23 protein-coding genes are annotated in these 25444 nt (G+C 67.2%); 10 read left to right on the top strand and 13 right to left on the bottom strand.

The window, feature by feature from the left end; all coding sequences use genetic code 11:
• The 5 genes from KIT86_RS06740 to bamC form a co-directional block, all read left to right on the top strand.
• Positions 1-1185, top strand: a 1185-nt coding sequence (locus KIT86_RS06740; RefSeq protein ID WP_297396408.1) for an MFS transporter, incomplete at its 5' end; no start/stop codon positions are given.
• Entirely contained in the window at positions 1182-1310 is a 129-nt protein-coding gene (locus KIT86_RS06735; protein ID WP_297396425.1) for a hypothetical protein, read from the top strand. The genes KIT86_RS06740 and KIT86_RS06735, both read left to right, overlap by 4 nt.
• The gene (locus KIT86_RS06730) at positions 1310-1864 is read left to right on the top strand and encodes a bifunctional 2-polyprenyl-6-hydroxyphenol methylase/3-demethylubiquinol 3-O-methyltransferase UbiG (protein WP_297396405.1); all 555 of its coding nucleotides are present in this window, start codon (positions 1310-1312) and stop codon (positions 1862-1864) included. Before KIT86_RS06735 ends, KIT86_RS06730 begins: the two co-directional genes overlap by 1 nt.
• A 75-nt stretch (positions 1865-1939) precedes the next feature.
• Positions 1940-2839, top strand: a complete 900-nt coding sequence (gene dapA, locus KIT86_RS06725) for a 4-hydroxy-tetrahydrodipicolinate synthase (protein ID WP_297396402.1) — start codon at positions 1940-1942, stop codon at positions 2837-2839.
• A 54-nt stretch (positions 2840-2893) separates the two neighbouring features.
• Positions 2894-3982: an outer membrane protein assembly factor BamC gene (gene bamC / locus KIT86_RS06720; RefSeq protein ID WP_297396423.1), complete on the top strand. Its 1089-nt coding sequence runs from the start codon at positions 2894-2896 to the stop codon at positions 3980-3982.
• Positions 3983-4071: 89 nt separating this feature from the next.
• Here the strand turns inward: bamC and KIT86_RS06715 are convergent, their stop codons facing one another.
• The 3 genes from KIT86_RS06715 to KIT86_RS06705 form a co-directional block, all read right to left on the bottom strand.
• On the bottom strand, positions 4072-4401 hold the full coding sequence (locus tag KIT86_RS06715; RefSeq protein ID WP_297396399.1) for a hypothetical protein: 330 nt from the start codon (positions 4399-4401) through the stop codon (positions 4072-4074).
• Between the two features lie 190 nt (positions 4402-4591).
• On the bottom strand, positions 4592-5101 hold the full coding sequence (locus KIT86_RS06710) for a hypothetical protein (RefSeq protein WP_297396395.1): 510 nt from the start codon (positions 5099-5101) through the stop codon (positions 4592-4594).
• A 31-nt stretch (positions 5102-5132) separates the two neighbouring features.
• The gene (locus KIT86_RS06705; protein ID WP_297396420.1) at positions 5133-6200 is read right to left on the bottom strand and encodes a cupin domain-containing protein; all 1068 of its coding nucleotides are present in this window, start codon (positions 6198-6200) and stop codon (positions 5133-5135) included.
• Between the two features lie 110 nt (positions 6201-6310).
• Between KIT86_RS06705 and KIT86_RS06700 the strand changes: the two genes are divergently transcribed.
• Positions 6311-6862, top strand: coding sequence for a peptidylprolyl isomerase (locus KIT86_RS06700; RefSeq protein ID WP_297396393.1), 552 nt, complete (start codon positions 6311-6313; stop codon positions 6860-6862).
• Positions 6863-6876: 14 nt separating this feature from the next.
• Here KIT86_RS06700 and dut read toward each other — a convergent pair whose 3' ends face one another.
• The 7 genes from dut to KIT86_RS06665 form a co-directional block, all read right to left on the bottom strand.
• A complete protein-coding gene (dut, locus tag KIT86_RS06695) occupies positions 6877-7326 on the bottom strand; it encodes a dUTP diphosphatase (protein WP_297396390.1) in 450 nt (149 codons plus the stop codon).
• A 112-nt stretch (positions 7327-7438) separates the two neighbouring features.
• Positions 7439-8521: a TRAP transporter substrate-binding protein gene (locus tag KIT86_RS06690; RefSeq protein ID WP_297396388.1), complete on the bottom strand. Its 1083-nt coding sequence runs from the start codon at positions 8519-8521 to the stop codon at positions 7439-7441.
• A 184-nt stretch (positions 8522-8705) separates the two neighbouring features.
• Entirely contained in the window at positions 8706-10538 is a 1833-nt protein-coding gene (locus tag KIT86_RS06685; RefSeq protein WP_297396385.1) for a TRAP transporter large permease subunit, read from the bottom strand.
• 18 nt (positions 10539-10556) lie between these two features.
• Positions 10557-11162, bottom strand: a complete 606-nt coding sequence (locus tag KIT86_RS06680) for a TRAP transporter small permease subunit (protein ID WP_297396382.1) — start codon at positions 11160-11162, stop codon at positions 10557-10559.
• 189 nt (positions 11163-11351) lie between these two features.
• Positions 11352-13241, bottom strand: coding sequence for a 1-deoxy-D-xylulose-5-phosphate synthase (gene dxs, locus KIT86_RS06675; RefSeq protein WP_297396380.1), 1890 nt, complete (start codon positions 13239-13241; stop codon positions 11352-11354).
• 45 nt (positions 13242-13286) lie between these two features.
• A complete protein-coding gene (locus KIT86_RS06670; RefSeq protein WP_297396417.1) occupies positions 13287-14183 on the bottom strand; it encodes a polyprenyl synthetase family protein in 897 nt (298 codons plus the stop codon).
• A 5-nt stretch (positions 14184-14188) separates the two neighbouring features.
• Positions 14189-14446 (bottom strand): exodeoxyribonuclease VII small subunit, encoded by a 258-nt coding sequence (locus KIT86_RS06665; protein WP_297396377.1) that lies wholly within the window; start codon positions 14444-14446, stop codon positions 14189-14191.
• Between the two features lie 301 nt (positions 14447-14747).
• On the opposite strand from KIT86_RS06665, the gene KIT86_RS06660 reads away from it, so the two are divergent.
• The 4 genes from KIT86_RS06660 to KIT86_RS06645 all read left to right on the top strand — a co-directional run bounded on the left by KIT86_RS06660 (position 14748) and on the right by KIT86_RS06645 (position 20523).
• The gene (locus KIT86_RS06660) at positions 14748-15935 is read left to right on the top strand and encodes an aromatic ring-hydroxylating dioxygenase subunit alpha (RefSeq protein WP_297396374.1); all 1188 of its coding nucleotides are present in this window, start codon (positions 14748-14750) and stop codon (positions 15933-15935) included.
• Between the two features lie 175 nt (positions 15936-16110).
• On the top strand, positions 16111-17001 hold the full coding sequence (locus KIT86_RS06655) for a DMT family transporter (RefSeq protein ID WP_297396370.1): 891 nt from the start codon (positions 16111-16113) through the stop codon (positions 16999-17001).
• 25 nt (positions 17002-17026) lie between these two features.
• Positions 17027-17884 (top strand): sulfurtransferase, encoded by an 858-nt coding sequence (locus tag KIT86_RS06650; protein WP_297396414.1) that lies wholly within the window; start codon positions 17027-17029, stop codon positions 17882-17884.
• Between the two features lie 26 nt (positions 17885-17910).
• Positions 17911-20523 (top strand): PAS domain S-box protein, encoded by a 2613-nt coding sequence (locus tag KIT86_RS06645; protein ID WP_297396367.1) that lies wholly within the window; start codon positions 17911-17913, stop codon positions 20521-20523.
• Positions 20524-20572: 49 nt separating this feature from the next.
• Here KIT86_RS06645 and KIT86_RS06640 read toward each other — a convergent pair whose 3' ends face one another.
• The 3 genes from KIT86_RS06640 to polA all read right to left on the bottom strand — a co-directional run bounded on the left by KIT86_RS06640 (position 20573) and on the right by polA (position 25365).
• Complete coding sequence (locus KIT86_RS06640; protein WP_297396364.1) at positions 20573-21385, bottom strand: ZIP family metal transporter; 813 nt, start codon at positions 21383-21385, stop codon at positions 20573-20575.
• A gap of 63 nt (positions 21386-21448) precedes the next feature.
• Positions 21449-22348: a dienelactone hydrolase family protein gene (locus KIT86_RS06635; RefSeq protein WP_297396361.1), complete on the bottom strand. Its 900-nt coding sequence runs from the start codon at positions 22346-22348 to the stop codon at positions 21449-21451.
• Positions 22349-22524: 176 nt separating this feature from the next.
• Positions 22525-25365 carry a DNA polymerase I gene (gene polA, locus KIT86_RS06630; protein ID WP_297396359.1) on the bottom strand — a complete coding sequence of 947 codons (2841 nt, stop codon included), beginning with the start codon at positions 25363-25365 and terminating at the stop codon, positions 22525-22527.
• Positions 25366-25444 lie beyond the last annotated feature (79 nt).

Genomic DNA, 25444 nt, shown 5'->3' with positions numbered 1-25444 from the left:
GCCTGTGGCGCCCTGATCGTCACCCTGTCCATGGGCATCCGCCACGGTTTTGGCCTGTGGCTGCAGCCCATCACCCAGGCGCAGGGCTGGTCCCGCGAAACGTTCTCGTTCGCCCTGGCGATCCAGAACCTGTCCTGGGGAATCTTCGGCATCTTCGCCGGCATGGCGGCCGACCGCTTTGGCGCCTTCCGTGTGCTGATCGGCGGCGCGGTGGCCTACGCCCTGGGCCTGGCCGGGATGGCATTGACCACCACCTCCACGGGCTTCGCGCTCACCACCGGCGTGCTGATCGGCGCGGCCCAGGCCGGCACCACCTACGCGGTGATCTACGGCGTGATCGGCCGGCAGATCCCGGCCGAGAAGCGCTCCTGGGCGATGGGCGTGGCCGCCGCGGCCGGGTCGTTCGGCCAGTTCCTGATGGTGCCGGTGGAAGGCTGGCTGATCAGCAGTTTCGGCTGGCAGCAGGCCCTGCTGTTCCTCGCGGGCGCCGTGCTGCTGGTCATGCCGCTGGCCCTGGGCCTGCGCGAGCCCGGTTTCGCGGGCGGCGCGCCGGTGCAGCGCGAACAAACCATTGGCCAGGCGCTGCGCGAGGCTTTCCGCTACCGCAGCTTCCAGCTGCTGATGGCCGGCTACTTCGTCTGCGGTTTCCAGGTGGTGTTCATCGGCGTGCACATGCCCAGCTACCTCAAGGACCACGGGCTGTCGCCCCAGGTGGCGAGCTACGCGCTGGCGCTGATCGGCCTGTTCAACGTGATCGGCACCTACGCCGCCGGCGCGCTGGGCCAGCGCCTGGCCAAGCGCCACATCCTGGCCTTCATTTATTTCGCGCGCGCCGCAGTGATCGCCGTGTTCCTGATCGCGCCGCTCTCTCCCATGAGCGTTTACGTGTTCTCCGCCGTCATGGGCCTGCTCTGGCTCTCCACCATCCCGCCCACCAACGCGGTGGTGGCGCAGATCTTCGGCGTGGCCCACATGTCCATGCTCGGCGGCTTCATCTTCTTCAGCCACCAGATCGGCAGCTTCCTCGGCGTGTGGCTGGGTGGTGTGCTCTACGACCGGACCGGCAGCTACGACATCGTCTGGTACCTCGCGATCGCGCTGGGCGTGTTCGCCGGTCTGGTGAACCTGCCCGTGCGCGAAGGCCCGATTGCACGCGCGCCGCAGCGTGTGGGAGCCGCGGCGTGAAGCCGGTGGCCGTGCGCACCCTGGCCTGGGTCGCCGCCGGCACGGCCCTGCTGGCGACCTTTGCCCTGTACCACCGGCCCGAGTTCCTGGTGAACCTGGCCGACCAGCTTTGGAGTTGCTTCTGATGCACGGCGCGCAGGCGCCGTCGGCGTGGGTGCGGCGCTGGTCGCACCTGGTGCCCGCCGGCGGTTCGGTGCTCGACGTGGCCTGTGGCCAGGGCCGCCACCTGCGCTGGTTCGCGCAGAGGGGCCACACCGTCACCGGCGTGGACCGCTCACCCGAGGCCATCGCCGCCGTTCAGACCCTCGGCCGCGCCGTGCTGGCCGACATCGAGAACGGGCCGTGGCCCTTGGATGGCGAGCGGTTCGACGCGGTCGTGGTGACCAACTACCTCTGGCGCCCACTGCTCTCGCGCATCGTGCAAAGCGTGGCCGAGGGCGGTGTGCTGCTTTATGAGACGTTCGCAGCCGGCAACGAAAGCGTGGGCAAGCCCTCGCGGCCCGACTTTCTGCTGCAGCCCGGCGAACTTTTGCAGGCCGGCCAGGGTCTGCACGTGGTGGCCTATGAAGATGGTTTCTGCGACCGCCCCGAACGCTTCGTCCAGCGCCTGGCCGCCGTGCGAAAACGGCCCGGCCCGTCCGTGCCGCCGCCCAGGTATCCGCTGGATGCCACTGGGTAGAATGCAAGATTCGCGCGCGCTGCCCGCCCCACCGGGGTGATGCAGGGTAGACGCCTCCATTTGAGCCTTTAGCCTATGAATCCCATCACCGGCAGCATCGTGGCCCTGGTCACGCCCATGCATGAAGACGGCAGCGTCGACTACCCCACGCTGCGCAAACTGATCGATTGGCACATCACCGAGGGCACGGACTGCATCGGCGTGGTGGGCACCACGGGCGAATCGCCCACGGTCAGCGTCGAGGAGCACTGCGAGATCATCCGCGTCGCGGTCGAACAGGCCAAGACCCACGGCCCCAAGCGCGTGCCCATCATGGCCGGCTGCGGCGCCAACTCCACCGCCGAGGCCATCGAACTCGCTCGCTTCGCCCAGAGCGTGGGGGCCGACTGCCAGTTGCAGGTCGTGCCCTACTACAACAAGCCCACCCAAGAGGGCCAGTACCAGCACTTCAAGGCGATCGCCGAAGCCGTGGGCGACCTGCCCACCGTGCTCTACAACGTGCCCGGCCGCACCGTGGCCGACATGGCGCACGACACCGTGCTGCGCCTGGCACAGGTGCCCGGCATCGTCGGCATCAAGGAAGCCACCGGCAACATCGAGCGCGCGCAGTGGCTCATCCGCGACGTGCCCAAGGGCTTCTCGGTCTATTCCGGCGACGACCCGACGGCCGTGGCCCTCATGCTGTGCGGCGGCCAGGGCAACATCAGCGTGACCGCCAACATCGCCCCGCGCCTGATGCACGAGCTGTGCATGGCCGCGATCGCGGGCGACGTCAAGCGCGCCATGGCGATCCAGTTCCAGCTGATGCCGGTGCACAAGAACCTGTTCGTGGAAGCCAACCCGATCCCGCTCAAGTGGGCCATGGCCCGCATGGGCCTGTGCAACGAAGCCATGCGGCTGCCGATGACCCCCATGACGCGCTCCCTGGCGCCCGTGGTCGAAGGCGCGCTGAAGCAGGCCGGCCTCCTTTCCTGACCCCTTCGTTCCTACCGAGCCCCATTCATGTCCAACCGTACCCAGTCCCCGACTCTGCGCATCCTGACCCGTCTGGGCCTCCTGGCCACGGCCGCCCTCGTGGTCTCGGGCTGCTCGATGCTGCAGGAAGACAAGATCGACTACAAGAGCGCCAAGCGCGGCAGCACCCTCGACGTGCCGCCCGACCTGAGCCAGCTCACCCGGGATTCGCGCTACAACGTGCCTGGCTCGGTGGTCACCGCCAGTGGCTATGAAACCGCCCAGCCCGCTCAGGCCACGGCCGCCAGCACCGCCGCTGTCAGCGTGGGCGACGTGCGCATCGAGCGCGCGGGCAACCAGCGCTGGCTGGTGGTGAACCGCCCGGCCGACAAGCTTTGGAGCCCGGTGCGCGACTTCTGGCAGGAAAACGGCTTCCTGCTCGACATCGACCAGGAAGGCCTGGGCATCATGGAGACCGACTGGGCCGAGAACCGCGCCAAGCTGCCGCAGGACTTCATCCGCGCGACCATCGGCAAGGTGTTCGAGAACCTGTACTCCACCGGCGAGCGCGACCGCTTCCGCACCCGCTTCGAGCGCACCGCCAACGGCGGCACCGAGATCTACATCAGCCACCGGGGCATGGTGGAGGTCTACTCCACCAAGGAGAAAGACCAGACGGTTTGGCAACCGCGCCCTGCAGACGTGGAACTGGAAACCGAGTTTCTGCGCCGCCTGATGGTCAAGCTTGGCGTGAGCGAGGCGCAAGCGAAAGCCGTGACCGCCAGCGCGCCGGTGCAGGCTGCCGCACGTGTCGCCATGGTGAACAACGCGCCGGTGGTGCAGTTCGACGACAACTTTGACCGCGCCTGGCGCCGCGTCGGCCTCTCGCTGGACCGCACGGGCTTTACCGTGGAAGACCGCGACCGCAGCCAGGGGCTCTACTTCGTGCGCTACGTCGAACCGGTGGTCAACGCCAAGGAACCGGGTTTCTTCGCCAAGATGTTCGGTGCGTCCAAGACCGAGGCCTCGACCGAACGCTTCCGCGTGTCGGTGAAGAGCGCCGAGAACAAGACCACCGTGGCGGTGCTCGACAGCCAGGGTCGCCCCGACGGCTCGGCGTCCGCGCAGCGCATCGCCAAGCTGCTGGCCGAAGACCTCAAGTAAACGGCAAGGTCTGCCCAAGAAAAAAGCCGCCCTCGGGCGGCTTTTTTCTTGGGAGGCCTCCACGCGGGGCCTTCCCTCTCAGGGCTGGGTCACTTGCTGACAGCGGCCTTGGCCTTGTCGGCCGCATCCTTGGCGGCGTCCGCCGTGGCGGCGCCTGCGGCCTTGGCGGCATCGGCAGTCGCGGCGCCGGCTTCCTTGGCAGCGTCCACGGTGGCGGCGGTGGCCTCCTTGGCGGCATCCACAGCGGAAGCGCCGGCGTCCTTGGCAGATTCGGCGGCGCCGGCCATGGATGGTGCGGGGGCGGCCGGTGCGGGTTCAGCAGCGGGTGCCGGTGCAGCGACCGGCGCCTCTTCCTTCTTGCCGCAGGCGGTCAAGGCAATGGCGGCCAACAGGCTGGCGAGCAGGATGGTTTTTTTCATAATGACAGTTCCAATGGATGAGAAAGACAAACGGTCGAACGACCGATCCGGAAAGGTTCCACGCACCCAGGGTGTTGTGTGAGGGGACGCCATCCAGCGAAGCGGGTTGTCGTGACAACCCATCCGACCGGCGCGGATGATAACGCCCCGTCCTGGTGCAATCCACCAGAGGGGCTGCTTTTACCTTTGCTCACAGCCCCAGCGTGGATGCCGGGAAGGCGGGCGTGCTCTTGAGCCACCAGGGCTGCAGCTGCTCCTGCAGGGCCACGCGCTGCTCCGCGCTGCGGCTCACCACCATGGTGCATCGCAAGGGGTCGAGCCGCTGAAGCGTCCAGGCCGGGGACCACAGCACACTGGGCAGCTCGCCCACCGGGGCACTGGCGCAGGCCTGCGCCTCCACCAGGTGCGCCCAGGTGGTTCGCCACTGGACGAAACGCGGGTGCATCTGCCTCAACAAGCCGTAGTCGCGCGCCAGCAGTTGAAGCGACCGGCCGCGCCGGGACCAGGCGTTGAGGGAGGCCACCACCTCTCGCTCGCCCAGAGGCCAGTCGGCGAAGTCAACGTCGCAAAGCACCATGCGCGGCCAGCCTTCCTCTGCCGCCTTGGCAAAGGCCCGCCGAATCACGTCGGCGAAGGCAACACGGCCCACGAGCCTGCCTTCGGGCAGTCCTTCCATGGAGGTGTCCAGCGGCTCGGTCATGCGAATCTCCTGACGAGGCGCCCACAGCGCCTCAAGCGGACTCGACGCGATGCAGCCACCCGGCGTCGAACCAATCCTGCAGAAGGGCCTTCGCACCTTCGCTCGCGCGGGCCACCTGCCGCGCGTCCAGCGCGCGCTGGTCGGCCAGTGCCCTCATGAGGCGGGCGTCGGCACCACCGGCGCGAAAGCTCTCTCCGTTGATGAAGATGTGCCGGTCGTCGTACATCATGCGCGTGCGCCGGTCCAGCCGCAAGGCGCCCGGCATCCAGTCCTGCGCCGGTTCGTCGAACCAGATGCGCGGCTTGGGTTCGGTCATGACCTCGCCCAACGCGCAGGCCAGCGACTGCCGTTCCGCCAGCAAGCGCTGCAGAGCGTCCACCGCAAAGGCCTCGAGTGCGGCAGGGATGGCCGCCGGGGTTGCCGTGGCGGGCTGCCCCGGGTCGCGGAAAAGCGTGTCGTCGTCAAGATCGTCGGCCATGCGCTGCAGCAGTTCGCCCGCCAGGCCGCCCCGCTGCGGCGCGCGAAAGCCAATCGAGTAGGTGCTGCAGTCCACACCCAGCGCATCGCCATCGTGCGCCCAGCGCGGGGGCAGGTACAGCATGTCGCCCGGGTTGAGCACATGCTCTTCCTCAGGCTCGAAATGGCGGAGGATTTTGAGCGGCACGCCGGGCTGCAGCGACAGATCCTTCTGACGGCCAATGCGCCAGCGCCGTTGCCCGGTGGCTTGCAGCAGGAACACGTCGTAGCTGTCGAAGTGCGGACCGACGCCGCCCGCGTCGCTGGCCCAGGAGATCATCAGGTCGTCCAGGCGCGCGTCGGGCACGAAGCGAAATCGTTGAAGCAGCTCGTGCGCGGCGTCCAGGTGCTGGTCGACACCCTGGACCAACAGCGTCCAGCCCGCTTGCCGCAGCGGCGGCAGCTGCTGGCGGGTCAAGGGACCGTGCCGGAGCTTCCAGCCCTGTGGTTGGCGAACGATCAGGCGCGACTCGACCGCTTCGTCGGCGGCCATGTCAAACAGCTGCTGCCGGCTCAGCAAGGGAGCGAAACCCGGGATCGCGTTGCGGATCAGGAGCGGCTTTTTCTGCCAGTGCCGACGCATGAACTGAGCCGGGCTGAGGCCGCCGAGCAGGTCGCAGGGCACGTCCGGCGCGGGGGCGGACCAAGAGGGGGGGCTGGATGGGGAAGCGTGGAGCATGGGACAATTGTCGGATGAAAATCAACCAACAATGCGTGGTCGCGCTGACCTGGACACTCAAGGACACGCTGGGCGAAGAACTCGACGTGCTCGATGAGCCCGTGGAGTTTCTCGTGGGCGGCAACGACCTGTTGGCCAAGATCGAGGAAGCGCTGCTCAACCACTCGGCGGGCGACACGATCGACCTGCATCTGGAACCGGCCGACGCCTTCGGCGACTACGACGACCGGCTTCTGTTCCTCGAGCCCCGCCACCTGCTGCCCGACGAAATCGAGGAAGGCATGGGTTTCGAGGGATTGCCCCCGGGCTGCAACCCTTCGGCCCCCAAGGACCGGCTCTATTTCATCAGCGACATCTACCCCGAGCATGTGGTGCTGGACGGCAACCACCCGCTGGCCGGCATCGCCCTGCGCATCAGCCTGAAGGTGCATGCGGTGCGCGAGGCTCGGGAAAACGAAATCGGCCAGGGCACGCTGGGCACCGGCTTCTTCCGCATGCAGGTGGATGCGCCCGACGAACTGCAGGGTCCGGGCCTCACGCCGCCGGGCCCGCACACCCTGCACTGATTCTTCAAGCGTGCTTACGCTCGTCCCGTCGAGCCGTAGCCGCCCTCGCCGCGTTCGCTCGCGGTGGTGAAGTCGTTCACCACGTTGAACTCCGCCTGCACCACGGGCACGATCACCATCTGCGCAATGCGCTCCATGGGTTCGATGGTGAAGGCCACATCGCTGCGGTTCCAGGCGCTCACCATGAGCTGGCCCTGGTAGTCGCTGTCGATCAGACCCACGAGGTTGCCGAGCACGATGCCGTGCTTGTGGCCCAGGCCCGAGCGCGGCAGGATCATGGCGGCGTAGCCCGGATCGCCGAGGTGGATCGCCAGGCCGGTCGGCACCAGCTGCCAGGCATTGGGCGCCAGCACCAGGGGCGCGTCGAGGCAGGCCCGCAGATCAAGGCCGGCGCTGCCGGAGGTGGCGTAGGCCGGCATCTGGTGGACCAGACGCGGGTCCAGGATGCGAACATCAAGTTTCATGGGAAGCCGAGGCAGTGTCACTGGGAACGAAAAGGCCCGCTGCATGCAGCGGGCCCAGACCTGTCGCCCACATGGGCCCGGCTGAGCCGGGCCGCATGCGTGGCTTGGAAGATCAGATCTTCACGCCGGCCATGTACTGGTTGAACGGGAATTCCGAAAAGCGGTTCCACAGGATCTGATCGCGCTGGAAGGTGCGCATGTCCTGGTGGATCTTCTTGAAGGTGGGCGACTTGGCTTCGTGCTCAGCAAACACTTCCATGCAGGCTTTGAAACCAGCGTCGATCACGGCCTTGGGGAAGGCCTTGAGCTGGGTCTTCTCGGCCACCAGCTTCTTCAATGCGATCGGGTTCACGGCATCGTACTTGGCGGTCATGTCGGTTGCAGCCACCGCCATCGCGGCGTTCAGGATGGCCTTATTTTCGTCCGACAGGGCGTTGTACTTCTTCAGGTTGATGAAGAACTCCAGATCGGCGCCGCCTTCCCACCAGCCCGGGTAGTAGTAGAACGGGGCCACTTTGTGAAAGCCCAGCTTGGCGTCGTCGTGCGGGCCGACGAATTCGGCCGCATCCAGCGTGCCCTTTTCCAGCGCCTGGTACACCTCGCCAGCCGGCAGGTTCTGCGACACCACGCCCAGCTTGGCCATGCCCTCGCCGAACACGCCGCCGCCCATGCGCATCTTCAGGCCCTTGAGGTCGGCGGCGGTCTTGATTTCCTTGCGGTACCAGCCGCCCATCTGCGTGCCGGTGTTGCCAGCACTGGCGGTGCGGAAGTTGTACTGCGCGAAGAAGTCATCGAGCAGCTTGCCGCCATTGCCGTGCTGCTTCCACGCGGTGTTCTGCCGGGCGGTCAGGCCGAAGGGCACCGCGCAGCTGAAGGCGAAGACCGGGTCCTTGCCGGTGAAGTAGTAGGCGGCCGACTGAGCCATGTCGATGTTGTCGCCCTGCAGCGCGTCCACGACACCGAAGGCGGGCATCAACTCGCCCGCGGGGTGCACGGAAATCTCGAACTTGCCGCCCGACAGGGCCTTGACGGTCTGCGACAGCTTTTCGGCGCTGCCGAAGATGGTGTCCAGCGAACGCGGGAAGCTCGACGCCAGGCGCCAGCGCACGGCAGCTTGCGCATGCACGGCTGGTGCCACGCCAGCGGCCAGCACGCCGGCCAAGCCGGCACTCTTCACGATAGAACGACGATCCATTGAGATTGCTCCAGGATTGCTTGATGAAAGCTTGAAAGAAAGGCGCAGCCTCTTGCGTGGCACACACCGGGATGAAGAACGGTCTTTCGATTCTATTGATATCTGTCGTGTCTCAAGAGCAAGGCCGCCGAGGGTTTTCCCTCGACAGACTGCGCTTGGTCACACCACCCGCAGGCGGCAGACCTCATTTGCGGCCGAGGGCTTCCTGCATGGCCTTCATGGGGTCGTCTTCCGGGGCGGCCTTCGCGTCAGGGCTTGCTTCACCAGCCGCCTCCGGCTTTTCAGGTTGCGGTTCCTGGCTGCCTTCGGACGGAGCGGTCTGCTCGTCCGCACCATAACCCCCACCGCCGTAACCGCCCTCCGAGCCAGGCTTGAGGTCTTCCATCATCTGCTCGCCGACGGCCTTGAGGTCGTAGTCGCCCACTTTGTCGAGGCTGCCCGTGACCAGCCCGGGGAAGGCGATGAGCATGCCCACCATGAACAGCTGGATGATCAGGAAGGGAATCGCCCCCTTGTAGATCTGCATGGTGGTGACCGGGGCCATGACCTTGTTCGTCACGCGGTCCACATAGGGCTTGTCGGGCGCCACCGAGCGCAGGAAGAACAGCGCGAAGCCGAACGGCGGGTGCATGAACGAGGTCTGCATGTTCACGGCCAGCAGCACGCCGAACCAGATCAGATCGATGCCGAGCTTGTCCGCCACAGGTGCCAGCAGCGGCACCACGATGAACGAGAGCTCGAAGTAGTCGAGGAAGAAGGCCAGGAAGAAGATCAGGATGTTGACCACGATCAGGAAGCCCACCGGGCCGCCCGGCAGGTCGGCCAGCAGATGCTCCACCCAGATCGGGCCGTCGGCGGCCTGGAACACCAGGCCGAAGATCGTGGCCCCGATCAGGATGAACATCACGAAGCTGCCGAGCTTGGTGGTCGTGGCAAGGGCCTGCTTGAGCAGCTTCATGTCCAGGCGCTTGCGCACCAGGGCCATGATGATCGCCCCCATGGCTCCCATGGCCCCGCCTTCGGTGGGCGTGGCGATGCCCAGAAAGATGGTGCCAAGCACCAGGAAGATGAGCAGCAGCGGCGGGATCAGCACGAAGGTCACGCGCTCGGCCAGGCGCGAGAGCAGACGCAGCTTCGCGAATTTGTTGGCCAAGGCGATCACCAGCGCCACGAAGGCGCCGCCGCCCATGGCCACGACGATCTTCTCGTCGGTGGGCACGGAGGTCACCTCGCGACCCAGCCACCAGGTGTGCACCTCGGGCATGTACCGCGCGAGCACGATGGACACGAGGAACGAGATGACCATCAGCACCAGCAGCGACTGGTAGCCACCGCTGCCATCGGGTTCGCGGTAGATGCGGGCCTCGGTCGGGAGCGCGGGCACGCTGGCGGGCTTGAAGATGGCCAGGCAGGCGATGTAGAGCACATAACAGCCGACCAGCATGAACGCCGGGACGAAGGCCCCCTTGTACATGTCACCGACGCTGCGGCCCAACTGGTCGGCCATGATGATGAGCACCAGCGAAGGCGGAATGATCTGCGCCAGCGTGCCCGAGGCGGCGATCACCCCACTCGAGAACTGGCGGTCGTACCCGTAGCGCAGCATGATGGGCAGCGAGATGAGGCCCATCGAGATGACCGACGCGGCCACCACGCCGGTGGTCGCTGCCAGCATCGCCCCCACAAAGACCACCGCCAGCGCCAGGCCACCGCGCATGGGTCCGAAGACCTGGCCGACGGTATCGAGCAGGTCCTCGGCCATGCCGCTTCGCTCCAGGATCAAACCCATGAGCGTGAAGAAGGGCACCGCCAGCAAGGTGTCGTTGGCCATGATGCCAATCAGGCGCTGCGGCAGCCAGGCCAGCACCGAGGAGGGGAACACACCCATCTCGATGCCGACGATGCCGAAAGCCAGGCCACAGGCGCCGAGGCTGAAGGCCACTGGGAAACCCAGCAGCAGAAAGATGATGAGCCCCGCAAACATGATCGGGGCGAAGTTCGCCGCAATGAATTCCATCGTCAATTCCTCGGCGGGTTACTGCGAGACGGGCGCGCCCTTGGCGGCATCGCGCTGGCTCAGGATCTCGGCCAGTTCTTCCTCGGCGGTCTTCTCGCCGGCCTTGATGGTGGGGTCAGGCCCCCGCCCGGTGATGAAGGCCACGCGCTTGATCAGCTCGGACCAGCCCTGCAGCATCAGCAGGATGAAACCCACCGGAATCGCCAGCCACACCGGCCAGCGGATCAGGCCACCGGGATTGCCCGACATCTCGCCCGAGGCGTATTTCTCCATGAGGATCGGGACGCCGTAGTAGAGCACCAGCAGGCACACCGGCGTGAGGAAGAAGGCGAAGCCAAGGATGTCGATCCACATCTGCGCCTTCTTGGGCAGACGGCTGTTGATGACATCGATGCGCACATGCTCCCGGTTGAGCAAGGTGAAGCCGGCCGCGATCAGGAACGACCAGGCAAAGAGATACCACTGGATCTCAAGGAAGGCATTGGAACTGGTGTTGAAGGTGTAGCGCACAAGTGCGTTGACCGCGCTGATGACGGTGGAGCCCATGATCAGCCAGATCGCATACTTGCCCACCCAGGCGTTGAGCCTATCGATGGCCCGAGAAAAATAGAGGAGTGCACCCATCCGGATTCCCATTTCTTGTGAACATAGACCCCACACCCCTTTTATCGATGGATAAAGAAACACGCAGCGAGCGATGTACCGCAGCTGCGTGTGGGTGGTATGGAGCAATGGATTGTAAGAGATGCCTTTTTTGCATCAAAGGGCCTGCGTGCAGGGTAAACCCCGTTCTCCGCGCTCCGACGCTGGCGTTCAGCCGACCGCTTTCACCGCAGGCGCGAGCAGATCGCCAAAACGTGCACGGATGGCGCGTTCGATGCCCGCTGTATCCAGCCCCAGCCCGGCGAGCAACCGAGCCGGGTCGCCGTGGTCGACAAAGGTGTCGGGCAGGCCCAGCTGCAGCACGGGCAGTGCAAAGCCCTCCGACTGAAGCGCCTCCATCACGGCACTGCCAGCGCCCCCCATCACACTGCCTTCCTCGACGGTGACCAGGGCATCGTGCGACGAGGCCAGCTCACGCAGCAGTTCGACATCGAGCGGCTTGACCCAGCGCATGTTGGCCACGCTCGCACCCAGCTTCTCGCCCGCCACCAGCGCAGGCTGCAGCAAGGTGCCGAAGGCCAGAATGGCCACCCGCCGACCCTTGCGCCGCCACTCGCCACGGCCGAAAGGCAAGGCTTCGAGGCCTGCGGGTTGAGCCACGCCCGCGCCGGCTCCGCGCGGATAACGCACGGCCACGGGCTGGTTCTGCGCGAACGCGGTGCTCAACAGCTGCCGGCATTCGGCTTCGTCGGCCGGACAGGCCACCGCCATGTTGGGGATGCAACGCAGATAGGCGATATCGTAGGCGCCGGCATGCGTGGCGCCATCGGCACCGACGAGGCCGGCGCGGTCCAGCGCGAACACCACGGGCAGGTTCTGCAGCGCCACGTCGTGGATGAGCTGGTCGTAGGCGCGCTGCAGGAAGGTGGAGTAGATCGCCACCACCGGCTTGAGGCCCTCGCAAGCCAGGCCGGCAGCGAAGGTGACGGCGTGCTGCTCGGCGATGCCGACGTCGAAATAGCGCGCGGGGAAGCGGCGCTCGAACTCGACCATGCCCGAGCCTTCGCGCATGGCCGGCGTGATGCCGACGAGGCGCGGATCGGCCTCGGCCATGTCGCACAGCCACTGGCCGAACACCTGGGTGAAGGTGGTCTTGGCCGGCGTGGCGGGCTTGGTGATGCCCACCGCAGGGTCGAAGGTGCCAGGGCCATGGTAGGCCACAGGGTCGGCCTCGGCGAGCTTGTACCCCTGTCCCTTCTTGGTGACCACATGCAGGAACTGCGGGCCGCTGTCGGTGTCGAGCAGGTGGCGGATGTTCTCCAGCGTGGGGATGAGCGATTCCAGGTCATGCCCGTCGATCGGCCCGATGTAGTTGAAGCCGAACTTCTCGAACAGCGTGGCCGGCACCACCATGCCCTTGGCATGCTCTTCGAAGCGCTTGGCCAGCTCGAACAGGGGCGGTGCGCCCTTGAGCACCTGTTTGCCCACGTTCTTCGCGGCGGCGTAGAACTGCCCGCTCATGAGCTGGGCCAGGTAGCGATTGAGCGCCCCCACCGGCGGGGAGATCGACATGTCGTTGTCGTTGAGCACCACCAGCAGGCGCCCTTCGGCCACGCCGGCGTTGTTCAAAGCCTCGAAAGCCATGCCAGCGGTCATGGCGCCGTCGCCGATGATGGCAATGGACTTGCGCTGCTCGCCCTTGATCTTCGATGCCAGCGCCATGCCCAGCGCGGCCGAGATGCTGGTGGACGAGTGCGCGGTGCCGAAGGTGTCGTACTCGCTCTCGTCACGGCGGGGGAAACCGCTGATGCCGCCAAACTGGCGCAGCGTGGCCATGCGGTCGCGCCGGCCGGTGAGGATTTTGTGCGGGTAGGTCTGATGGCCCACGTCCCAGACCAGGCGGTCGTCGGGGGTGTTGAAGACGTAGTGCAAGGCCACGGTGAGCTCCACCGTGCCCAGATTGGAGCTCAGGTGTCCACCCGTGCGTGCCACGCTCTGCAGCAAAAAGGCGCGCAGCTCATCGGCCAGTGGCGGGAGTTGCGTGCGCGCGAGTTGGCGCACATCGGCGGGAGATTCGATGGTCGACAACAGGGAATTCATGGGCGGTGGCGCTTGGGTCATGGTGGATCGGCCTCTTTCGGGGCGTCAGGACGCACGCCGCCCCACCCAGTCGGCCAGGGCGTGCAGGGTGGCGGTGTGGTCCAGGCCGCAGCGGCGCAAGGTGTCGTGGGCCTGGGCCAGCACGCGGTCGGCATAGGCCTGTGCCTGGTCCAGCCCCATCAGGGAGACGAAAGTGGGTTTGTCGGCCGCGGCGTCCTTGCCCGCGGTCTTGCCCAGCGTGGCCGAGTCGGCGGTGACGTCGAGGATGTCGTCCACCACCTGGAAGGCCAGGCCCACGCAGGCACCGTACTCGGCCAGCAAGGCCAGGGCCTGCGGCGACGGCGCGCCCGTGGCCGCGCCCATGGTGACGCTGGCCTGCAGCAGCGCGCCTGTCTTGCGGCGGTGCATGGCCTCGAGCGCCGACTGGTCCAATGACACGCCCACGCTGGCCAGGTCGACGGCCTGGCCGCCAGCCATGCCGTCCGCACCAGCAGCCAGCGCCAGCTGGCGGCACAGGCGCGCGCTCATGCCGTCGCTCAGGCTGCCGTCGCCCGGCACCAGCAGTTCGAAGGCCAGGGCCTGCAGCGCGTCGCCCGCCAGCAGGGCCTGGGCCTGGCCAAACTGCACGTGGACCGTGGGCTTGCCCCGCCGCAGCACGTCGTTGTCCATGCAGGGCATGTCGTCGTGCACCAGGGAATAGGCGTGGATCAGCTCCACCGCGCAGGCCGCTCGCATCGCGGCTGGGGCATGCCCGCCCACCGCTTCGCAGGTCGCCAGCACCAGCAGAGGTCGCAGGCGCTTGCCGCCATCCAGCACGGCGTAGCGCATCGCGTCGCCCAGACCGGCGGGCGCATCGGCCGGCACCCAGCGCTCCAGCGCGCGTTCCACCGCGTCCTGCTGCGCCTGGCGCCAGGCGACGAAATCGTGGGTATCGCTGAGCACGGCGTTCACGCTGCGTCCCAGGGTTTGAGCGTGCCGCCTTCGAGCACCTTGATCTGGTTTTCCACGTCGTCCAGCCGCGCACGGCAGAACGCGAGCAGCTCCGCGCCCCGCTGGTATCGCGTCAGCAACTGGTCCAGCGGCAGCTGTCCGGCATCGAGCTGGGCCACCAGTTGCTCCAGTTCTTCCAGCGCCGCTTCGTAGCTGGCAGGCGCATTGGGAGAGGGGGCCGCACGGGGCGCGCCGGAGGGGGTAGGTGTGGGCATGGATTCTGTGGGCTGTGGCCCTTCGCAAACCGCGGAACTTGCTTCGCCGCGCGGGTGGGACAGGCGGCTTGGGCCCGGCCTCGGGGTGCTGAAGATGGCCTGATGAAACCGGCATTTTATGCCCGGCGAGGGTATTGCCCCCCGGGGTACAATCCGGTCTCTTTTTTTCTCCACACCTCTTCACTACGGACAAGCTTTGTCCGGAGGGACGCACCACCCCACCCATCCCGCGCGAATTCGTCTGACGAGCACAGCGCTTACCCTGCCCCTTCATAGGGGGAGTCTCTAGGTCAGGACCACCATGTCTGATTTAAGTCTTCAACTGCAGCAGGCCGCAAGCCAACTTCCGGTTTCCAGCTACTTCAGCGAGGCGCTGTTCCAGCGCGAAAAGGAAACGCTCTTCCAGCGCGGGCCCCGGTATGTGGGGCACCAACTCGCGGTTCCCAATGTCGGGGACTACCACGCCCTCCCCCACGAGGCAGGTGGTCGCGCCCTGGTGCACACCAGCAAGGGCGTGGAACTGGTCTCCAACGTGTGCCGCCACCGCCAGGCCGTCATGCTCAAGGGGCGCGGCAACCTGGCCGAGACCCGCAGCGGCAGCGCGGGCGGCAACATCGTCTGCCCCTTGCACCGCTGGACCTACAGTGGCACGCATGGCGAGCAGGCCGGGCGCCTGCTGGGGGCACCGCACTTCGAGCAGGACCCTTGCCTGAACCTCAACAACTACCCGCTGCGCGAGTGGAACGGGCTGCTGTTCGAGGACAACGGCCGCGATGTCCAGGCCGACCTGGCCAACATGGGGCCGCGCGCTGCGCTCGACTTCGAAGGCATGGTGCTCGACCATGTGGAGTTGCACGAGTGCAACTACAACTGGAAGACCTTCATCGAGGTCTACCTGGAGGACTACCACGTCGCCCCCTTCCACCCCGGCCTGGGCGGCTTCGTCACCTGTGAAGACCTGCGCTGGGAGTTCAAGCCGGAATACTCGGTGCAGACCGTGGGACCGGCCAACCTGCTGGGCAAGGCCGGCAGCCCGGTCTACCAGCGCTGGCACGAGCAGCTGATGCAGTACCGGCAGGGCAAGATGCCGGAGCACGGCGCGATCTGGCTGACCTACTACCCGCACATCATGGTGGAGTGGTATCCCCACGTGCTCACGGTCTCGACCCTGCACCCCATCAGCGTGGACAAGACCCTCAACATGGTCGAGTTCTACTACCCCGAGGAGATCGCGGCCTTCGAACGCGAGTTCGTCGAGGCGCAACGCGCCGCCTACATGGAGACCTGCATCGAGGACGACGAGATCGCCGAACGCATGGACGCCGGGCGCAAGGCCCTGCTGGCACGCGGCGACAACGAGGTCGGCCCCTACCAGAGTCCGATGGAAGACGGCATGCAGCACTTCCACGAGTGGTACCGGGCCAGGATGAGCGCCTGCGTGCCGCCTGCGGCCTCATCCCCCCAGGGGGCTTCACCAGTGGCCCGGTGAAGCCGGGCCCGCGGTGACGCTGGAACGAGACACGTCTCACGTGCCACACCGACCGAAGTTCACGCCCCCGCAGGGCGGAGCGTCCTCATCCAGGGCCACCGCGGAACCGGCCTTGCCCGACCACCCATGGTGCGCCCCTGCGGGGGTGACGCCGCGGGCGGCGCTGGAGGCTTGAATGCACGCCCTGTGGATGCTGCTCGCCTCGCTGTTCTTCGCCTCCATGGGCGTGTGCATCAAGTTCGCGTCCAGCCACTTCAACAGCTTCGAGATCGTCTTCTACCGCGGCATCGTGGGCGCCATCTTCCTGATTGCCATGACGCGGGTGAACGGCGTGTCGCTGCGCACCCGCATGCCCATGATGCACGTCTGGCGCAGCATCGTCGGCACCATCTCGCTGACCGCCTGGTTCTTCGCGATCGCGGCCCTGCCGCTGGCCACGGCCATGACGCTGAACTACATGAGCAGCGTGTGGATCGCCACCTTCCTGCTCGGCGGCGCCCTGCTCATGCAGGGCCGCAACGCCCCCATCCGCGAGCAGGGGCCCTTGTTCCTCACGGTGCTCATGGGCTTTGGCGGCGTGGCCCTGATGCTGCGCCCCACGCTGGCCGAGCACCAGGTGGTGGGGGCGCTGGTCGGCCTGCTCTCCGGCATCTTCGCGGCCTTTGCCTACCTGCAGGTCGCCGCCCTCTCGCGCGCAGGCGAGCCCGAGAGCCGCACCGTGTTCTACTTTTCGATCGGCGCCGTGCTGGCCGGCGGGGTCGGCATGCTGTTCGCGGGCGTGACCCCATGGCACTGGCCCAGCGCCCTGTGGCTGCTGCCCATCGGCCTGCTGGCGCTTTTCGGCCAGCTCTGCATGACGCGCGCCTACTCGCGCGGCGCCACCATGGTGGTGGCCAACCTGCAGTACTCGGGCATCGTGATCGCCGGCATCTATGGCATCGTCTTCTTTGGCGATCAGCTGCCGCTGATGGGCTGGCTGGGCATGGCGCTGATCATCGTCAGCGGCATTGCAGCCACGGTGCTGCGCACCCGCACCGTGCCGAATGCACCTGCGGAAGAGCACTGACTTGCATCTGCGCCACAATGCGCGCATGCACACGACCCTGATCTCCGCGGCCGAACTCCTGCAACTCACTGCCCATGGCGCGCCGTTGCGCATCTTTGACTGCAGTTACGAGCTGATGAAGCCCGAGGCGGGCCTGGCCCAGTTCGAAGCCGAGCACATCCCGGGCTCGGTCCACGTGCACCTGGAGCACCACCTGAGCGACAAGTCCGGCCCCGACCGCGCCAGCGGCGGGCGCCACCCGTTGCCGTCGCGCGCCACCTTCGCGATCCGCATGGGCCAGCTGGGCCTGGACAACGCCGCGCAGGCGGTGGTGCTGGACCGCGGGGCCATTGCCACCAGCGGGCGCCTGTGGTGGATGCTCAAATGGTGCGGCCACGAGGCCGTGGCCGTGCTCGACGGCGGGCTGGCGGCCTGGAAGGCCGCTGGTGGCGCGGTGGAAAGCGGGCCGGGGCAGCCACCGAAGCCGGCGGTCTTTGAACTGCGCGAGCCGCTGGTGCAGGCCGTGAGCACAGCGGCCATCGCCGACGCGCTGGGCCGCCCTGCCATGACCCTGATCGACGCCCGCGCCGGGGCGCGCTTTCGCGGCGAGACCGAACCGCTGGACCCGGTGGCCGGCCACATCCCCGGTGCGCTCAACCGCCCCTTCGGCGACAACATGGCACCAGATGGCCGCTTCAAGCCCGCGGCCGTGCTGCGCGCCGAGTTTGAGCGCCTGCTCGCTGGCCGCGACCCGGCCACCGTGGTGCACCATTGCGGCAGCGGCGTGAGCGCCGTGCCCAATCTGCTGGCCATGGAGATCGCCGGCCTGGGTCGCGCAAAGCTCTACCCGGGCAGTTGGAGCGAGTGGTGCACCACACCCGGCCTGCCGATGGCGCAGGGTTGACACCGAGCGAGCGCCGACCAAGCCCCATGCCACCCACCCCTTCCCGCCTCCAGGAACCGCCCGGACAGGCTCCCTCGCCGGACAGTCAGCGCAAGCGGGTCCTGGAATTGCTCGCGCTGCTGACCGGCGCGGCCGCGCTGATCGTGCTGGTGATCGACCTGGTGTTTGCCAGCCCCGGGCAGCGCGAAGCCTGGCTCGCGGCCTGCCTGGTCCTGGTCTCGGGCACCGCCTATGCGCTGGTGCACTGGAACCGCACCGAGTACGTGGCGCCTCTGATCGTGACGGGCACGCTGGCCACGGCGGTGCTTTCGGTGATCTCCTACGGCTCGGTTCGCACGGCCGTGGGTTTCCTGTTCGTCGCGGCAGTGGCCGGCGCCGGCACCTTCCTTGGCCGCACCGCGCTCATCGCCACGGTCGCGGCGAGCGTGAGCGCGCTCGGTCTGCTGACGCTGGCCGAAGTCAATGGCTGGCTCAGCGCAACGCCCTACTTTGAAGTGGGCCTGCGCGTGTGGATCACGCACTCGGCCACCGTGATCGTGGTCGGCGTGATGGTCTACCACAGCGGGCGCCAGCTGCGCGAGGCTTTCAACCGGCAGAAGGAAGAGCTGGAACTGCGGCGCAAGACCGAGCACCAGCGCGATCTGAGCCTGGAGCGTTTCGCCCGCATCTTCCGCACCAGCCCCAGCCCGATGATCGCGCAGTCGGCGCGATCCGGGATGATCCTGGACGTCAACCCGGCCTTCGAGCGCTGCTACGGCTACACCCGCGATCAGGCCCTGGGCCGCCCCGACAGTTTCCTCTGGGCCGACCCCGGGCAGCGCGAGGAATACCTGGGCGCCCTCTTCGCCGCGCGGCGCGCCGAACAGTATGCCGCGCGCGGCCTGCGCGCCGATGGCACCACCTTCGAAGGACTTGTCTCCAGCGAGATGGGCGACGACCGCGAAGACAAGCTGATCATCACCACCATCAGCGACGTGAGCGCCCAGAACGAGGTGATGGAGCGGCTGCGCCGGTCCGAGGAGCGCTTTGCCAAGGCGTTCCATTTCAGCCCGCTCAACATGACGATCTCGCGCCTGTCCGATGGCGCCATCATCGAAGTGAACCGTTCTCAGGACCGCGCTCAGGGCCTGCTGCCCGAGGAGGTCAAGGGCAAGACCTCGGTGGAGATTGGCGCCTGGCTCACCCCTGCGGACCGCGAGGCCTTCGTGGAACAGTTGCTTCGCGCCGGCCGCATCGATGGCTACGAAACCCGCATGCGCCACAAGGACGGCTCGCTCGTGGACACCCGCATCTGGGCCGAGTTGCTGGACATCGACGGCGAACCCTGCATCCTGGCCTGCACCGTCAGCATCACCGCCGAGAAGGAGCGCGAGGCGCTGCTGCTCAACGTGGCGCGCGGCGTGGCCGCCGAGACCGGCGAAGCCTTCTTCAGCGCGCTCACCCGACACCTCTGCGAGGCCATCGGCTCGGACATGGTGGTGGTCGGCGAAATCCGCGACGACGGCCGCGTGCGCAGCCTGGCGATCCGCCAGGACGGGCAGGCGCGGCCCAATTTCACCTTCTCCATCGAAGGCACGCCCTGTGCCCGCTCCCTGCTGCAGCAGGACATGCTCATCTGCACCAGCGGCCTGGCACAGCAGTTCCCACAGGCCACCAGCCTCATCGAATCGGGTTGCCAGGCCTATCTGGGCAAGGCCCTGCGCGATGCCGACGGCACGGCCATCGGCGTGATCTTTGCGCTTTGGCGCCAGCCGGTCGAGTTGCGCCCGGACACGCAGGCCCTGATCGCCATCTTCGCCGGGCGGGCCAACTCGGAACTGGTGCGCCTGCGGCGCGACCGCGAAATCCAGCGCCTCAACGAGACGCTCGAACTTCGCGTGCGCGAACGCACGGCGGACCTCCATCAACTGAACGCGGAACTCGATTCGTTCGCTTATTCCGTGTCGCACGACCTCAAGTCGCCGCTGCGCGCGATCGACGGTTTCACCCGCCTGCTCGAAGAGGAGGTGGGGCCGCGCCTGAGCCCCGACGAGCGCCAGCTGCTTGACCGCGTGCTCGGCTCGACCCAGCGCATGGGCTCGCTGATCGACGACCTGCTGGCCCTGGCGCGGGTCAGCCAGGGCGTGCTGACGCAGCAGACGGTGGACCTCAGCGCCATGGTGCAGGGCATCCTGGCACAGGAGCAGCTCAAACAACCCCATCGCGTGATCGAGCAGCGCATCACACCCGATCTGCGTGCGCATTGCGATCCGCGCCTGGCCCGCATCGTGCTGGAAAACCTGCTGGCCAACGCGCTCAAGTACAGCCGCACGAAAGACCGTTCGGTGATCGAGTGGGGCCTGCTGCCCCCCGTGGGCGGCGAACCCCGGATGTTCTACGTGCGGGACAACGGCGTGGGCTTCGACATGGCCTATGCCGATAAGCTGTTCAAGCCCTTCCAGCGCCTGCACATGCCCAGCGAGTTCGAGGGCACCGGCATCGGCCTGGCCACGGTGCGGCGCATCATCGAGCGCCACGGCGGGCAGATCACCGGCGAAGGGCAGCCGGGTGCAGGGGCGCGGTTCTGCTTCTCCTTTGGCGAATCGGCCGACTCCCCCGCCGCGCTGCGCATCTCCCCACCCGAGGGGGGCACACCCTGAGGCGCGGCAAATCCGGCTCTCGGGCGGGCTGAAAAGGGGCGACGCCTCCTCAGTGGGCCAGACCGCTGACGACCGTCACCAGCGCGATCCCCACCATCAACCACGCGATCTGCGCCACCGTGGCCGCAAGGCTCAGCCGCTTCTGCAGCTGCGGGATCAGGTCGGCCAGCGCCACGTAGACGAAGCTGCTCGACGCGGCGACCAGGAAATACGGCAGGTAGTCCTGCAACTGCGTGAGCAGGAAGTAGCCGACCAGGCCACCCAGCGCGGTGACCGTACCCGCCAGCGAGACCTTGACCAGCGCGGCGCGCGAGTTGCGCGAGGTGTGGCGCAACACCACCAGATCGCCCATGTGGTGCGGTACCTCGTGGGCCAGCACCGCCAGCGCGGCCACCACGCCCAGGCGCATGTCGGCCATGAAGGCCGAGGCAATCAGGATGCCGTCGCCAAAGGCATGCACGCTGTCGCCGGCCAGCACCGTCCACCCCCCCGAGCGCGGGCCATGGTCGTGTGCATGGTGGTGGTGACCATGGTGCGCGTGGTGATCCTGCGGTTCGTGATCCAGCAGGGCCTCTTCTTCCCGGCTGTGTTCGTGCCCGTGGTGCCACAGCTCGGCCTTGTCGAGCAGGAAGAAGAACACCAGGCCGCCCAGCAGCATCGCGAACAGCTCGTGCGCGCCAGCCTCGCTCTCGAAGGCCTCGGGCAGCAGGTGCATGAAGGCCGTGGCCATCAGCGCCCCCGCCGCCAGGCTGAGCATGTGCTGGGTGTAGCGCGCCAGCATGGCCATGCCCAGCAGGGCCGCCAGCCACACGCTGCCCACGCCTGCGGCGATGGTGCCAATGAGGATTGCCAACAGGGTCATTTGCTTGTCACCACGAAAAAAGGCCGCCCCAGGGCGGCCTTCGTTGAATGCAGGGCGGCCCGATCAGGCCACGCCGTGCTGCTTGAACCAGGCCAGCGCCCGCTTCCAGCCGTCTTCAGCCGCTTCCTTGCGGAAGCTGGGCCGGTAGTCGGCATGAAAGGCGTGCGGTGCGTCCGGATACACCACGAAGGTCGATGCCTTGGCCGCCGCATTGCCGGCCGCCAGGGCAGTTTTCATCTTATCAACCGTGTCAAGGGGGATGCCGGTGTCCGCGCCGCCATACAGGCCCAGCACCGGTCCGTTGAGCTTGGCGGCCACGTCCACGGGCTGCTTCGGGTTGAGCGGGGTGGCATCGCCCACCAGGCGGCCGTACCAGGCCACGCCGGCCTTCACGGCCGGGTTGTGGGCGGTGTACAGCCAGACCTGGCGTCCTCCCCAGCAGAAGCCGGTGATGCCCACCTTGCTCGCATCGCCGCCGTTGGCAGCCGCCCACTTCACGGTGGCGTCCAGGTCGCCCAGCACCTGCTCGTCCGGCACCTTGGAGATCACTTCGGCGATCAGCTTGGCCATCTCGCCATAACTCTGCGCATCGCCCTGTCGCACGAACAGTTCAGGCGCGATCGCGAGGTAGCCGGCCCGGGCAAAGCGGTTGGCGGTGTCGGCGATGTACTCGTGCACACCAAAGATCTCGGACAGCACCAGCACCACGGGCAGGCCGGTCTTGCCCGCCGGCGCGGCGCGGTAGGCCGGCATCTTGAACCCGTTGACGTCGATCGTCACCTCGCCCACGGTCAGGCCGGTGGTGGGGGTCTTGATCGCCGTCTGCGCCATCAGCGGCAGCGCGGAGGCCGCATAACCCACGCCGAGGGCGGCCTTCAGGGCGGTCCGGCGGGTGGCGCCGTGTTCGGTGGACTGGCCGGGCAGCAAGGCCTCGAGGTCCTGCACGTGTCTTTCTTCGAGCATCGTCGTGTCTCCTTCTTGGTGGGTTGAAAAACTACCTGACTTCGGGGCGCGCCCGAAGTTCAAACCTTTGAGGCGCGAGCGGGCTTTTTCCAGAGCGGCCGCGCCACCGGCCTGGCCGGGCGGCTGGCATCGCCCCTGCGCGGGGCTCGCGGCGCAGCCGCGCCAGGGGTTGGCCCTCAGTGAGCCTGGTCCCAGTTGGGGCCGACACCGACCTCCGCCAACAAGGGCACCTTGAGCGCGGCCACGCCGGCCATGAGATGAGGGATCTCGGTCTTGAGCCAGTCCACTTCACCTTCGGGCACCTCGAACACCAGTTCATCGTGCACCTGCATGATCATCTTCGTGGCCCGCTGCTGTTCGTCCAGCGCCTTCTGAACCGCCACCATGCTGAGCTTGATCAGGTCGGCCGCCGTGCCCTGCATGGGGGCATTGATGGCCTGCCGCTCCAGCGCCGACAGCTTCGCACCCTTGGCGTTCTTGATGTCGGGCAGCACCAGGCGCCGGCCGAACACCGTCTCGATATAACCCAGCTCCTTGGCGCGCTGCCGCGTCTCGTCCATGTAGCGCTTCACGCCCTCGAAGCGCTCGAAGTAACGCGTGATGTAGTTCTTGGCCGCCGTGTTGTCGATCCCCAGCGCCTTGGCCAGGCCGAACGATCCCATGCCATAGATCAAGCCGAAGTTGATCACCTTGGCGTAGCGGCGCTGCTCGCTGCTGACCTGCGCGGTCTCCACGCCGAACACTTCGGCGGCGGTCGCGCGGTGCACGTCCAGCCCTTCATGGAACGCGCGCAGCAGCGCCTCGTCGCCGCTGATGTGGGCCATGATGCGCAGCTCGATCTGCGAGTAGTCGGCGCTGGCGATCACGCTGCCTGCGGGGGCCACGAAGGCCTCGCGCACGCGCCGGCCTTCGGGCGTCCGGATCGGGATGTTCTGCAGGTTGGGGTCGTTGCTGGAGAGCCGGCCTGTCACGGCCACGGCCTGGGCGTAGTGCGTGTGCACGCGCCCGGTGCGCGGCAGCGCCATCTGGGCCAGCTTGTCGGTGTAGGTGCCCTTGAGCTTGGACAGGCTGCGGTGCTCCAGGATCTTGGCCGGCAGCGGGTAGTCCTCGGCGAGTTTTTCCAGCACCTCCTCGTCGGTGCTGCGCGCCCCGGTCGCGGTCTTCTTGATGACGGGCAGGCCGAGCTTGTCGAAGAAGATCTCGCCCAGCTGCTTGGGACTGCCCAGGTTGAACGGCTGGCCCGCGATGGCATAGGCTTCCTGCTCCAGCGCCACGATGCGCTGACCGAGCTCGTGGCTTTGGGCGGCCAGCGTGGGGGCGTCGATCAGCACGCCATTGCGCTCGATGCGGTAGAGCGCCTCGCTGCTGGCGATCTCGAGTTCGTAGATGAACCGCAGCTTTTCGTCGGCCTGCAGCTGAGGCCACAGCACGCGGTGCACATCGAGCGTCTGGTCGCTGTCCTCGCACGAGTACTCGGCGGCCTTGGCCACGTCCACCTGGGCGAAGGGGATCTGGTGCGCGCCCTTGCCGCACAGGTCTTCGTAGTTGATGCCCTGGCGGCCCAGGTGGCGCTCGGCCAGGCTGGCCAGCCCATGTGGCTTGTGCACTTCCAGCACATAGCTTTGCAGCATGGTGTCGTGCACATAGCCCTGCACCTCGATGCCGTGGTTGGCGAAGACGTGGCGGTCGTACTTCAGGTGCTGGCCGAGCTTGTGCCTGGCCGGGTCCTCCAGCCAGGGCTTGAGCTTGGCGAGCACGTCGTCGAAGGGCAGCTGCTCGGGCGCGCCGGGCCCGGCATGGCGCAGCGGGATGTAGGCCGCCTCGCCCGGCGTCACGCTGAAGCTGATGCCCACGATCTCGGCGCGCATCTCGTCAAGCGAGGTGGTCTCGGTGTCCAGCGCCACCAGCTCGGCCGCCAGCAGGCGCTCCAGCCAGCGGTCGAACAGCTCCCAGGTCAGGATGGTGTCGTAGCGCAGGTTCGTCGTGCGCGCGGCGCTGCCGCTGAGGTCAGGCTCATCGAACAGGCCGGGCGAGCCCGCGTCCGCCTTGCCCCTGGCGCCGGCCTTCGCCTGGCTCTTTTCGATCAGCTCCGGCGGCACATCGTGCTGCGACAGCGACTTGACCAGCCCCTTGAAACCGTAGGTCTCGCCGAACGCCTTGAGCGCCTCGCTGTCCTGCCCGTTGATCGTGATGGCTTCCAGCGACGGCAGGCCCTCGACGTGGTCCTTGAGATCGCAGTCCGTCTTGATGGTCAGCAGCTCCCGTCCCTTGGGCAGCCACTCGAGCGCGTTGCGCAGGTTCTCGCCCGCAGCGCCCTTGATCTCGCCCGCGCGCGCCACCAGCGCCTCCAGCGACCCATACTCCATCAGCCATTTCACGGCCGTCTTGGGTCCCACCTTCGGCACGCCCGGCACGTTGTCGACCTGGTCCCCCACCAGCGTCTGGTAATCCAGCATCAGACTGGGCGGCACGCCGAACTCGGCGGTCACGCCGGCCACGTCGCGCCGGCGGTCGTTCATGGTGTCGATCACGGTGATGTGTTCGTTGACCAGCTGGCTCAGGTCCTTGTCGCCGCTGGAGATGATGCAGCTGATGCCCTGTTGCGCCGCCACGTGGGCCAGCGTGCCGATCACGTCGTCGGCCTCCACGCCGGGCACGTCCAGCACCTTCCAGCCCAGCAGCTTCACCACCTCGTGGATGGGGGCGATCTGCGCGCGCAGGTCATCGGGCATGGGCGAGCGGTTGGCCTTGTACTCGGGGTACAGCGCGTCGCGGAAGGTTGGCCCCTTGGCGTCAAAGACGCAGGCGGCGTAGTCCGCGCGCACGTCCTTGCGCAGCTTCTGCATCATGTTGATCATGATGCGGATGGCACCGGTTTTCAGGACCGTGCCATCGGGCAAGGTGGTGCTCATGGCCTCACCGCCGGCGAAGAACGCGCGGTACAGGTAGCTGGAGCCGTCGACCAGCAGCAGGGTCTTCTGGCCGGTGGGGGTGTCGGGGGTTTGGGCGTCAGGCATGGAGCGATTGTGGCGGAGATCGCGCCGTGCCCGTTCACCCGGTGGCCGGCTTCCCCCTGCCCGCAGCACGCCCGGCCCG

Origin of the sequence: Hydrogenophaga sp., from assembly GCF_026125825.1 — a bacterium.
In the GTDB taxonomy this organism is placed as follows: Bacteria; Pseudomonadota; Gammaproteobacteria; order Burkholderiales; family Burkholderiaceae_C; genus Hydrogenophaga.
Note: the sequence above shows the minus strand (reverse complement) of the source record. Positions and strands in the feature narration are given on the sequence as shown.